Origin of the sequence: Achromobacter sp., assembly GCF_036567245.1 — a bacterium.
Taxonomy (GTDB): domain Bacteria; phylum Pseudomonadota; class Gammaproteobacteria; order Burkholderiales; family Burkholderiaceae_B; genus Achromobacter.
The window spans coordinates 1-10,600 of record NZ_DATCUY010000702.1; the positions used below are offsets into that span (position 1 = coordinate 1).

The following is a 10,600-nucleotide window of genomic DNA, read 5'->3' on the forward strand; positions in this document are numbered from 1 at the left end:
TCCCTCGCTGCCCGGCACCAGTTGTCTGTCGCCCTATCTGGCGGCGGGCGTGCTGTCGCCGGGCCAGGCCCTGCGCGCGGCGCTGGCGGCCAATCACGGCGAGGTGGATGGCGGCAAGCGCGGCGCGGCCACCTGGATCAACGAGCTGCTGTGGCGCGAGTTCTACCAGCATCTGCTGGCCGCCTACCCCACGCTGTCCATGCACCAGCCCATGAAGCCGGAGACCGCCGCGGTGCCCTGGCGCGACGCGCCGGACGACCTGCGCGCCTGGCAGCAAGGCCGGACCGGCATCCCCATCGTCGACGCGGCGATGCGGCAGCTGCTGGCGCTGGGCTGGATGCACAACCGCCTGCGCATGGTGACGGCCATGTTCCTGTCCAAGAACCTGCTGATCGACTGGCGGCTGGGGGAAGCCTGGTTCATGGCGCAGTTGGTGGACGGCGACCTCGCCGCCAACAACGGCGGCTGGCAATGGAGCGCGTCCACGGGCGCGGACGCCGTGCCCTATTTCCGCATCTTCAATCCGCTGTCGCAGTCGCGCAAATTCGATCCCGACGGCGTATTCCTGCGCGAATGGCTGCCGGAATTGGCGCATCTGGACGGCCGCGCCATCCACGATCCCAGCGCGATGGAACGCGCGGCGGCCGGCTATCCGCTGCCCATCGTCGATCTGGCCCAGAGCCGGCTGCGCGCGCTGGAGGCGTTTGGCGGACTGCCGCCGGCCTGATGCGTCCAGGCACTGCGGCGCGAGGGCACGGGCGTGGGCGCCGCTTGACCTAGGTCAACGCCGTTTTCGCCGGCGTCCCGGATGATCGGTCTGCGACTCCCCGCCAACGCCGATCGCAGGACGACACAGCATGCGCGACCATCCGCAGGTCCATGACCAGGAATACACGCTGCACGACGAACAGTGCCTCATCACGCGCACCGACGCGCGCGGCCGCATCATCTATGCCAACCCCGCGTTCCTGGAGGTCAGCGGCTACACGCAAGCGGACCTGATCGGCAAGGGCCACGACACCATGCGCCACCCCGACATGCCGCTGGCCGCCTACGACGACCTCTGGCGCACGATACAGCGCGGCAAGTCCTGGACGGGGGTGATCAAGAACCGGCGCAAGCATGGCGGCCACTATTGGTCACTGGCCAGCATCACTCCCGTGGTGGAACGGGGCGTGACCGTCTGCTATGCCTGCGTGCGCGTCAAGCCGACGCGCGCCCAGATCGAGACCGCCGAAAACGCCTACCGGCGCCTGCGCTCGGGGATCACCGGCGGCTTGCGGCTGAGCGCGGGGCGGATCCTTCCGGGAGGCCTGCTGGCGCGCCTGCGCGACTGGCCGGCGGCCAGCATACGCACGCGCATGCTGGCCTGGGCGGGGCTGTCGTCCGCATTGTTCCTGGCCGCAGGCGGCTTCGCGCTGCACGGCATGGCGGCCCACCTGGATGGCGAACAACTGGCGCTGGCGGCCGCCGTGCTGGCCGGCGGCGCCAGCCTGATCTTCGCATCGGGCTGGGCCTATGCCCGCACGCTTTCCGGTCTGTTGGCCACGGCCACCGACTTCACGCGGCAGATCGCCGCCGGCAATCTGGGTACGCCGCTGGCGCCCGGCAATCCCGACGATGAAACCGGCGCGCTGCGGTTTTCGCTGGAGGCCACGCGCAGAAACCTGGTCGGCCTGGCCCGCGATGTGCACGGCGGCATTGCGGATGCGCCGGGAACGGAGCGCGGTCTGCAGCCCGCCGGGGCCGAGGATCTGCGCCACGCCATCGAAGTATTCCGGCTCGCGCGCACCCAGCCGCTGCCCGCGCGTCAGACCTCCTAGGCCTATTGCTGGAATGGCCCCGCGCCGGGTTTGCCGCGCCGCGCGCTTCAGCCGCCGGCTGCGGCCTCCTTGTCCAGGCGCTTGATGAACACCTGCAGTTCTTTCACCACCTGTTGATCGCCGCGCGCCTGCGCGGCCTGCAGGCCGGACTCCCAGGCGGCGCGCGCGCCGCTCTTGTCGCCCTGTCCCAGGCAGGCCTTGCCCAGCCATTTCCAAGCCACCGAATAGGCAGGATCGAACGCCAGCGCCGCTCGCAGATGGGGTTCGGCGTCGGCGAAACAATCCTGCTCCGCGTAAGCCTTGCCCAAGGAAAAGCGCAGCAGCATGTTGTCCGTGCCCTTGGCCAGCATCGCTTCCAGGCGGTCGATCATTCCTTCCATTGCCAATTTCTCCTGCAGGTGCGCGCATTTCGATCCGATGCCACATGATAGGACGGCGGCGCGCAAACCCGGGCAATGGCCCCGCGCGGCGCAAGCCCTTGGCAGCGTCGCAGCCGGTCCAGGACATGCGCCGATGCCATCCAAAACCCCGGGTATACCCTTAATCGCGATAGGGCCTTACCCAAGCGTCCGCGCGACGCTGTCCTAGAATTCCGCCCTTGCCTCTTCCTTTCCGGCGGGCATTCCCTTATGCCCCGCCCCCGTCCCATGCCCCTGCACCTCATTGCGCTGGCCGCCGCCGCTTTCGGCATCGGCACCAGCGAGTTCGTCATCATGGGCCTGCTGCCCAACGTCGCCGCGGACCTGCGGGTCAGCATCGACGTCGCCGGCCTGCTGATCACCGGTTACGCCATGGGCGTGGTGATCGGCGCGCCCATCATGGCCATCATCACCGCCAGGCTGCCGCGCAAGGCCACGCTGATCGGGCTGGCCAGCACCTTCGTGCTGGGCAACCTGCTGTGCGCGCTGGCGCCAAGCTACGGGCTGCTGATGGCCGCGCGCGTGTTCACCGCGTTCTGTCATGGCGCCTTCTTCGGCCTGGGCGCCGTGGTCGCCGCGGACCTGGTGCCGCGCAACCAGCGCGCCAGCGCCATCGCGCTGATGTTCACCGGACTGACGCTGGCCAACGTGCTGGGCGTGCCGCTGGGCACGGCGCTGGGCCAGGTGGCTGGATGGCGTTCGACGTTCTGGGTGGTCAGCGGCATCGGCCTGGTGGCCGTAGCCGCGCTGGCCGCCTGGCTGCCGGCGCGCATCCCCATGCAACCCGGCAACATCCTGCGCGAATTCAAGGTGTTGCGCGATGTGCGCGTGGTCTGGCCGCTGGCCGCCAGCGTACTGGCCTCCGCCTCGCTGTTCTGTGTGCTGACCTATATCGCGCCGCTCCTGCGCGATGTGACCGGCGTGTCCGAGCGCGGCGTGACCGGCGTCTTGCTGCTCTTCGGCGTGGCGCTGACCGTGGGCAGCACCTTGGGCGGCAAGCTCGGCGACCGCAATCTGGAAGTGTCGCTGCGCCGCATCTTCCTCGGTCTGCTGCTGGTGTTCCTGGCGCTGAGCCAGGCCATCCACGCCTTGGCGCCCATGCTGGTCATGACCTTCATCTGGGGCGTGCTGGGCTTTGCCGTGGTGCCGCTGTTGCAGATGCTGATCGTGGACCAGGCGGCCGAGGCGCCCAACCTGGCCTCGACCCTGAACCAGGGCGCGTTCAACCTGGGCAATGCGGGCGGCGCCTGGCTGGGCAGCGTGGCGCTGGGCCATGGCCTGCCGCTGACGGACCTGCCCTGGATGTCGGCCGGCATCACCACCGCGGTGTTGTTGCTGACCTTGTGGGGCACGCGCTACTACGGCCGCAGCGCCGGGGCTACACTCGCTGGACAACAAGCTGGCGCGCTGACGCCCTCGCGTTCGGACGCCTGACCTGGGAGCCCGCATGAGCACTATCTATGAATTCTCCGCCCGCGCCATCGACGGCACCGAGCAATCCCTGGACACCTACCGCGGCCGCGTGCTGCTGGTGGTGAACGTGGCCTCCAAATGCGGCTTCACCCCGCAGTACGCCGGCCTGGAAGAGCTGTACCGCTCGTTCCACGACGACGGCTTCACCGTGCTGGGCTTTCCCTGCGACCAGTTCGGCCACCAGGAACCCGGCGACGAAGCCGAGATCCGCAATTTCTGCAGCACGCAGTACGACATCACCTTCCCGCTCTACGCCAAGATCAACGTCAACGGCGACGACGCCCACCCGCTGTACCGCTGGCTCAAGGGCGAAAAGCCCGGCGTCTTCGGCACCGAGGGCATCAAGTGGAACTTCACCAAGTTCCTGGTGGGCCGCGACGGCCAGGTCATCAAGCGCTACGCGCCTACCGACACCCCGACCGGCATCCGGGACGACATCGAAAAGGCGCTGTCCGCGCCGGTCTGAGCCGGTTTCATCGCAGCGGCGGCAGCCTGCGGCGCACTGTGTGCGCCTTGACGATGGCGGTGTTGGTTTCCGCGAACTCGGTCACGCGTTCCAGGATGCCGTCCAGGTGCGAGATCGAGCGCAACACCACGCGGGCGATGAAGCAGTCGTCGCCCGTCACCTTGTCGCATTCCACGAATTCCGGAATCTGCTGGATCAAGCCTTCCACGTGGCGTAACTGTCCGGGCAAGGGGCGGATGCGGACGATGGCCTCCAGCGTGTAGCCCAGCGCCACCGGGTCCACGTCCAGGGTATAGGCGCGGATCACGCCTGACTCTTCCAGCCTGCGCAGGCGGTCCGCCACGCTGGGCGCGGACATCCCGACCTGGCGCGCCAGGTCGGCCGTGGTGGTGCGCGCATTGGCCGTCAGCGTCTCCACCAGACGGCGATCGATACCGTCCAGGACCGGGTTTTCACTTTTTAGGTCGTTCTGCATAAATTCCACCTAAACAAAGGTTTCGGAATCGATTCACCACATCAACATCATATAACCAGCTTGATCCGCCTGGGATAATTTCTCCATCGAACATCATGGCCGCGAGGCCCCTGGAGAACCCTCATGAACCCCTCATCAGAACGCGTGGGCCTGGCCCAGATGGCTGCCGCGATGACCTTGTCCGGCACCTTGGGCGTATTCGTGCTGGAGTCGGGCCAGAGCGCCTGGAACGTGGTTTTCTTCCGCTGCGTGTTCGGGGCCCTGTCGCTATTCCTGTATTGCTGGGCGCGCGGCCTGCTCAAGCCCGGCCTGTTCACCGCCAGGACGCTGGCGCTGGCCCTGGCCGCCGGCGCCGCGCTGGTGCTGAACTGGGTGCTGCTGTTTTCCGCCTACCGGCTGGCGTCCATTTCGCTGGCCACCGCGGTCTACAACGTGCAGCCCTTCTTCCTGATCGGCCTGGGCGTGCTGTTCCTGGGCGAACGGCCCTCGCGCGGCAAGCTCGCGTGGTCGGTGCTGGCCTTTGCCGGCCTGATGCTGGTGCTGCGCCTGTCCGAAGCCGGCGGCGCGGACGGCCGCGCCTATCTGTCGGGGCTGATGCTGGGGCTGGGCGCGGCGGCGCTCTATGGCGTGACCGCCATCATCGTCAAGCGGCTCAAGCACATTCCGCCGCAGGTGCTGGCGCTGGTGCAGGTCACGCTGGGCGCCGTCATGCTGCTGCCCATGGCGGACTTCAATGCCCTGCCCGCCGCGCCGCTGCAATGGGGCTACCTGGTCGCGCTGGGGCTGATCCATACCTGCCTGATGTACATCCTCATGTACTCGGCCATCCAGAAGCTGCCGACCACGTCCACCGCCGCGTTGAGCTTCATCTATCCTGCCGTGGCCATCCTGCTGGACTTCGTGGTCTACGGGCACCGCATGGACGCCACCCAGATCGCCGGCGTGGCCATGATCTTCGTGGCCGCGGCAGGCGTCAGCCTGAACTGGACCTGGCGCCTGCCGGGCCGGCCGCGCACAGGCGCGGCCTGAAACCCGCCGGCGGATCGCAACGGCAAGCCAGGGGGCCAAACCCGTACCCTCCCCCCGGTTATTGGGGCCGGCGCGAACCCGGCCCCGCTATCATGGCTTTTCCCTGCGCCGGCCGCCGCCGGCGCAACGCACAGGACATCCCATGATCGATCTCTACTACTGGACCACCCCCAACGGCCACAAGATCACGCTGTTCCTTGAAGAAGCCGGCCTGCCCTACAAGATCCATCCGGTGAACATCAGCCGCGGCGATCAGTTCAAGCCCGAGTTCCTGGCCATCGCGCCCAACAACCGCATTCCCGCCATCGTCGACCAGGCCCCGGCCGGCGGCGGCGCGCCGATTTCCTTGTTCGAGTCGGGCGCCATCCTGCTGTATCTCGCCGAGAAGACCGGCCGCTTCCTGCCCGCCGACCTGCGCGGCCGCGCCGAAGTGTCGCAGTGGCTCTTCTGGCAGATGGGCGGCCTGGGCCCCATGGCCGGCCAGAACCACCATTTTTCGGGCTACGCGCAGGAGCGCATCGCCTACGCCATCGAACGCTACGTCAAGGAAACCAACCGCCTCTATGGGGTGCTGAACAAGCGTCTGGCGGACCGCGAGTTCGTCGCAGGCGACTATTCCATCGCGGACATGGCGGCCTATCCCTGGATCGTGCCGCACGCCAAGCAGGGCCAGGACCTGAACGACTTCCCGCACCTGAAGCGCTGGTTCGACGCCATCGCGGCGCGCCCTGCCACGCAGCGCGCCTATGCGCTGGCCGACACCATCAATACGGCGCCGTCCATCAGCGATGAAGAATCGCGCCGCATCCTGTTCGGCCAGACCTCCCAGAACGTCGCCCGCTGAAGGAACCGCCATGCCCGACCCGCAACTGGTTTTCCGCCGCGCGCGACTGGGGGATCTGCCGGCCATCGTCGCCCTGCTGGCCGACGACGAACTCGGCGCCACACGCGAGAATCCCGCGCTACCGCTGGACCCGCGCTATGCTGCCGCCTTTGCCGCAATCGGCCAGGATTCCAATCAATTCCTGGCCGTGGTCGAACAGGGCTCGAACCTGATCGGCTGTTTGCAGTTATCGTTCATACCCGGCCTGTCGCGGCTGGGCCAGTGGCGCGGGCAGATCGAGAGCGTGCGCATCGCCTCGTCGTCGCGCGGCGCCGGCCTCGGACGCAAGATGTTCGAATGGGCGATCGAGCAATGCCGCATCCAGGGTTGCGGCCTGGTGCAGCTGACCACGGACCGCGCCCGGCCCGATGCGCGCAGGTTCTATGAAAGCCTGGGCTTCAAGGCCAGCCACGACGGCATGAAGCTCAGCCTTTAGTTTTGGCACAGATACAGCAAGGAGCGCCCATGCATGGCGAATACAAAGTCCCCGGCGGCAAACTGGTCGTCGCGGATCTGGAAGTGCGCGATGGCCGATTGGCCAACGTGCGCATCAGCGGCGATTTTTTTCTCGAGCCGCCCGAGGCCCTGGACGCCATCAATAGCGGCCTGAACGGCCTGCCGGCCGACGCCGGCGAACTGGAACTGGCGCTGGCCGTGCAATCGGCCCTGCCCGCCGATGCTGAAATGTTCGGCTTCTCGGCCGAGGCCGTCGCCGTGGTACTGCGGAGGGCGCTGGCATGACGCGCACCGACTGGAACGACTACGACTGGCAACTGATCCATGAAGGGCCGCAAGACCCGGTGCTGCACATGGCGCTGGACGCCGTCATCACCGACGAGGTCGGCGCCGGCCTGCGTCCACCCACCCTGCGCATCTGGGAATGGGCGGCGCCCGCCGTCGTGATCGGCCGCTTCCAGTCCCTGAAGAACGAGGTCGATCCCGAAGGCGCGCGCCACCACGGCATCCAGGTCGTGCGCCGCGTCAGCGGCGGCGGCGCCATGTTCATGGAACCCGGCAACTCCATCACCTATTCGCTCAGCGCGCCCCAGGCGCTGGTGCACGGCATGAGCTTCCAGGAGTCCTATGCATTCCTGGACGCCTGGGTGCTGACCGCCTTGCAGGGCCTGGGCATCAAAGCCTGGTACCAGCCGCTCAACGACATCGCCTCCGACATCGGCAAGATCGGCGGCGCAGCGCAGGCCCGCCGCGGCGGCGCGGTGCTGCACCACGTCACCATGTCCTACGACATCGACGCGGATAAAATGGTCGAGGTCCTGCGCATCGGCCGCGAAAAGCTGTCCGACAAAGGCACCACCAGCGCCAAGAAGCGCGTCGACCCTTTGCGCACCCAGACCGGGCTGTCGCGCGAAGTCATCATCGACCGCATGGTGGAAACTTTTGCCAATCTGCACCGTCTCACCCCCGGGCAGATAGGCAGCGACACCCTGGCGCGCGCGCAGGCGCAGGCGGCCGAGAAGTTCTCCACGCCCGAATGGACCGGCGTGGTGCCTTGAACCGCCCGGCACCGATTTTCTGGAGGTAGTTTCAATGCGTCGCACATTCACGCCGCAAGGCGCGATAAGCGGTTTCATCCTGGGCGCGGCCCTGCTGGCGCTGGCTGGCTGCAGTAGCACGCCGCCCGCCGACATCACGCTGGCCACGCAGGCTCCGGCCTCGGCGTCCACGCCGGAAAAAGTCGGCGACCTGTCCACCGAGCGCATCAAGTGGGCATCCAGCAAGCCAGGCTGCGAGGGCGACTGCCCTCGCATCGAAATCGACAGCGTCGCGTTCCCGGGCATCCCCAAGCTCACCGCGCTGGTGGACCACGTGCTGGCCTATATGACCGGCACCGACGCCAACCGCCGCGGCCCTTACGACACGCTGTCCGAATACACGCAGTACTTCTGGTCGGTGGCGCGCGCGCGCGACGCCACCTATTTCAAGGCCAGCGTGAAGGACACGGTGGGCGACATCGTGGCGGTCGAACTGCATACCGAGCAATTCCTGACCGGCGCCGCGCATGGCATCCCCGCCACCCAGTACCTGAACTGGGAACGCAGCCACGGCCGCGTGATGAGCCTGGAAGAAGCGCTGATACCCGGTCGCCATCCGCAATACGTGGCGGCGTTGCGGCAGGCGCATGCCAAGTGGCTGGCCAGCAATCCCGATGCGCGCCGCGATCCTGCAGCCTACAACAAGATGTGGCCATTCCAGGAAAGCGACAACTACGCGCTCACGCGGGACGGCATCGTGGTGAAGTACGACGCCTATTCCATCGCGCCGTACTCGCATGGCGAACCCGAACTGAGCATTCCCTATTCGGAACTGCGCGGGATCCTGAAGCCTGAGCTGCTGCCCGCTTCATAAGCCGCACGCGGGAACGCCCGCGGTCTACGCGGGCGTTCGGTACGGCATCAAACCGGGGTTCGGTTGAGCGGACTGAGGATGGAGCTAGGGAGGTGGCCGCTTTTTTCGCGTCTGTGGCCGGGTAAGACGCCCAGTCCGCTCAGTGCAACCACGGCGGCAGGGCGACGCTGGCGCGCCGCCCTTGCACGCCGTTCGTCTTAGAAGCGGTGACGCACGCCCACCATGGCCACGGTGCTCTTCACGCCGTCGGTGAACGCGAAGTTGGTGGCATACGAACCCAAGGCGTACAGATTGGTGCGCTTGGACAGGTTGTAGGTGTAGCCCAGGCTGTAGATGTTCATGGTGGCGTCGTCGCCGGTCAGCTTGGTGCTGTCGGTATCGGCGCGCTGCCACGAAGCCAGGATGTTGCTGGCGCCGCCGATCGGCACGCTCAGGCCCACCAGGTAGGAATTGGCCTTGAAGCCCGACACCGCCACGTTGGTGCCGAAGCCCTTGGCTTCGGGGCTGCCGCTGCCGAAGGCATTGGCGCCCTGGCCGGTGAACCAGCCGTCGCGCGTCTGGCCGTAGGCCAGCGCCAGCTTCAGCACTTCGAAGTCGTACGAACCGCCGATCATCCACGACTTGGGCGTGGCGTCGGTGTTCAACTGGTTGGCGGGGTTCAACTGGTCATAGGTCAGCGCCACGTTCACCGGGCCGCTGACATAGCGCAGGCCGGCCGTGATGGCGCGGGTGTTGTCGGCGGTCTTGAAGCCGGTTTGCGCCGCGGTCGTGTCGGCGGCGTTGAACGAGTAGCCGATGCCGAACTGCACGCCGCTGAACGACGGCGTCGAATACTGCACCATGTTGTCGTAGCGGACCGTGTTGGCGGCGCTGAAGGCCACGCCGACGTTGGCCTGGCCGTAGCTGCCGCCGAACGGATCGATCGCGGCGAAGTACTTCGAGGCGATGTTGGTCTGGCGGCCCAGTTCCAACAGGCCCCAAGAGTCGCTCTTCAGGCCGATGGTGGCTTGGCGGCCGAACAGGCGGCTGCTCTGGCCCGACACGCCGCTGGCCGAATTGAAGCCGCTTTCCAGCGTGAACACGGCGCTCAGGCCGTCGCCCAGGTCCTCGGCGCCGCGCAGGCCCCAACGCGAACCGCTGGACACGCCGTTGACCATGCCAACCTTGGACTCATGGTAGCCATCACCCTTGATGCGCTGGTAGCCGATACCGGTGTCGATCAAGCCGTAGAGCGTCACCGAGGTCTCCGCTTGCGCCGTTGCGCCGAACGCGGCCAGCATGGCGGTGACGAACAAAGTCTTTTTCATTGCAAATTCCCATTGATTGAACAGACATGCGCATCCGGGCTGGCACGCATCGCGTGCGGCGCGCCCGGCGCATGGCAGGAACGAATTCTAGGGACGCCATATGTCAGTTCTGGTTATGCAAGCTGGGAAATTCCCTAGGCCGTGAAAAAAGCGCGAAATGTCGCGCCATGCCGACAGCCCGCAAGCAAAGATGCGGCACGCGCGGACCTGCAATGTCGATGTGCTATTCATGCGCGGTGCGCGTGCGGACGCGCAAATGGAAATCGCCCCTTGCGGGGCGATTTCCGTTTTTTGCCACCAGGCCCTGCCAGACGGGCGCGGCCGGGGCGGTTCTTGTCTCACTGCCCTCCTCGGCGGG

The 10,600-nt window shown here is 66.9% G+C and carries 13 protein-coding genes; 10 read left to right on the forward strand and 3 right to left on the reverse strand.

The features are described from left to right. The coding region (locus VIR09_RS30330) for a cryptochrome/photolyase family protein (protein ID WP_332016243.1) at positions 1-727 on the forward strand (727 nt) is incomplete at its 5' end. A gap of 130 nt (positions 728-857) precedes the next feature. Then, positions 858-1,823 (forward strand): PAS domain-containing protein, encoded by a 966-nt coding sequence (locus VIR09_RS30335; RefSeq protein WP_332016244.1) that lies wholly within the window; start codon positions 858-860, stop codon positions 1,821-1,823. Positions 1,824-1,870: 47 nt separating this feature from the next. Here VIR09_RS30335 and VIR09_RS30340 read toward each other — a convergent pair whose 3' ends face one another. Continuing rightward, positions 1,871-2,203, reverse strand: a complete 333-nt coding sequence (locus VIR09_RS30340) for a tetratricopeptide repeat protein (RefSeq protein WP_332016245.1) — start codon at positions 2,201-2,203, stop codon at positions 1,871-1,873. 267 nt (positions 2,204-2,470) lie between these two features. On the opposite strand from VIR09_RS30340, the gene VIR09_RS30345 reads away from it, so the two are divergent. Next, complete coding sequence (locus VIR09_RS30345) at positions 2,471-3,676, forward strand: MFS transporter (RefSeq protein ID WP_332016254.1); 1,206 nt, start codon at positions 2,471-2,473, stop codon at positions 3,674-3,676. Positions 3,677-3,689: 13 nt separating this feature from the next. Further along, a complete protein-coding gene (locus VIR09_RS30350; RefSeq protein ID WP_332016246.1) occupies positions 3,690-4,181 on the forward strand; it encodes a glutathione peroxidase in 492 nt (163 codons plus the stop codon). 7 nt (positions 4,182-4,188) lie between these two features. Here the strand turns inward: VIR09_RS30350 and VIR09_RS30355 are convergent, their stop codons facing one another. Beyond that, entirely contained in the window at positions 4,189-4,656 is a 468-nt protein-coding gene (locus VIR09_RS30355; RefSeq protein ID WP_013393500.1) for an Lrp/AsnC family transcriptional regulator, read from the reverse strand. Between the two features lie 123 nt (positions 4,657-4,779). On the opposite strand from VIR09_RS30355, the gene VIR09_RS30360 reads away from it, so the two are divergent. The 6 genes from VIR09_RS30360 (at position 4,780) to VIR09_RS30385 (ending at position 8,935) form a co-directional block, all read left to right on the forward strand. Next, positions 4,780-5,685 carry a DMT family transporter gene (locus VIR09_RS30360; RefSeq protein ID WP_332016247.1) on the forward strand — a complete coding sequence of 302 codons (906 nt, stop codon included), beginning with the start codon at positions 4,780-4,782 and terminating at the stop codon, positions 5,683-5,685. A gap of 142 nt (positions 5,686-5,827) precedes the next feature. After that, positions 5,828-6,529 (forward strand): glutathione binding-like protein, encoded by a 702-nt coding sequence (locus tag VIR09_RS30365; protein WP_332016248.1) that lies wholly within the window; start codon positions 5,828-5,830, stop codon positions 6,527-6,529. A gap of 10 nt (positions 6,530-6,539) precedes the next feature. Then, a complete protein-coding gene (locus tag VIR09_RS30370; RefSeq protein ID WP_332016249.1) occupies positions 6,540-7,004 on the forward strand; it encodes a GNAT family N-acetyltransferase in 465 nt (154 codons plus the stop codon). Between the two features lie 29 nt (positions 7,005-7,033). Beyond that, positions 7,034-7,309 carry a lipoate protein ligase C-terminal domain-containing protein gene (locus VIR09_RS30375; RefSeq protein ID WP_332016250.1) on the forward strand — a complete coding sequence of 92 codons (276 nt, stop codon included), beginning with the start codon at positions 7,034-7,036 and terminating at the stop codon, positions 7,307-7,309. Further along, the gene (locus VIR09_RS30380) at positions 7,306-8,082 is read left to right on the forward strand and encodes a biotin/lipoate A/B protein ligase family protein (protein ID WP_332016251.1); all 777 of its coding nucleotides are present in this window, start codon (positions 7,306-7,308) and stop codon (positions 8,080-8,082) included. Before VIR09_RS30375 ends, VIR09_RS30380 begins: the two co-directional genes overlap by 4 nt. Before the next feature lie 34 nt (positions 8,083-8,116). Next, the gene (locus tag VIR09_RS30385; protein ID WP_332016252.1) at positions 8,117-8,935 is read left to right on the forward strand and encodes an RsiV family protein; all 819 of its coding nucleotides are present in this window, start codon (positions 8,117-8,119) and stop codon (positions 8,933-8,935) included. Between the two features lie 197 nt (positions 8,936-9,132). Here the strand turns inward: VIR09_RS30385 and VIR09_RS30390 are convergent, their stop codons facing one another. Beyond that, a complete protein-coding gene (locus VIR09_RS30390) occupies positions 9,133-10,242 on the reverse strand; it encodes a porin (protein ID WP_332016253.1) in 1,110 nt (369 codons plus the stop codon). Positions 10,243-10,600 lie beyond the last annotated feature (358 nt).

What these genes read in the sequence shown, in the direction of transcription:
- VIR09_RS30385 (WP_332016252.1), top strand. Translation starts at nt 8,117, where the DNA reads ATGCGTCGCACATTCACGCCGCAAGGCGCGATAAGCGGTTTCATCCTG.
- VIR09_RS30380 (WP_332016251.1), top strand. Translation starts at nt 7,306, where the DNA reads ATGACGCGCACCGACTGGAACGACTACGACTGGCAACTGATCCATGAA.
- VIR09_RS30350 (WP_332016246.1), top strand. Translation starts at nt 3,690, where the DNA reads ATGAGCACTATCTATGAATTCTCCGCCCGCGCCATCGACGGCACCGAG.
- VIR09_RS30390 (WP_332016253.1), bottom strand. Translation starts at nt 10,242, where the DNA reads ATGAAAAAGACTTTGTTCGTCACCGCCATGCTGGCCGCGTTCGGCGCA.
- VIR09_RS30340 (WP_332016245.1), bottom strand. Translation starts at nt 2,203, where the DNA reads ATGGAAGGAATGATCGACCGCCTGGAAGCGATGCTGGCCAAGGGCACG.
- VIR09_RS30355 (WP_013393500.1), bottom strand. Translation starts at nt 4,656, where the DNA reads ATGCAGAACGACCTAAAAAGTGAAAACCCGGTCCTGGACGGTATCGAT.
- VIR09_RS30365 (WP_332016248.1), top strand. Translation starts at nt 5,828, where the DNA reads ATGATCGATCTCTACTACTGGACCACCCCCAACGGCCACAAGATCACG.
- VIR09_RS30370 (WP_332016249.1), top strand. Translation starts at nt 6,540, where the DNA reads ATGCCCGACCCGCAACTGGTTTTCCGCCGCGCGCGACTGGGGGATCTG.
- VIR09_RS30375 (WP_332016250.1), top strand. Translation starts at nt 7,034, where the DNA reads ATGCATGGCGAATACAAAGTCCCCGGCGGCAAACTGGTCGTCGCGGAT.
- VIR09_RS30345 (WP_332016254.1), top strand. Translation starts at nt 2,471, where the DNA reads ATGCCCCTGCACCTCATTGCGCTGGCCGCCGCCGCTTTCGGCATCGGC.
- VIR09_RS30335 (WP_332016244.1), top strand. Translation starts at nt 858, where the DNA reads ATGCGCGACCATCCGCAGGTCCATGACCAGGAATACACGCTGCACGAC.
- VIR09_RS30360 (WP_332016247.1), top strand. Translation starts at nt 4,780, where the DNA reads ATGAACCCCTCATCAGAACGCGTGGGCCTGGCCCAGATGGCTGCCGCG.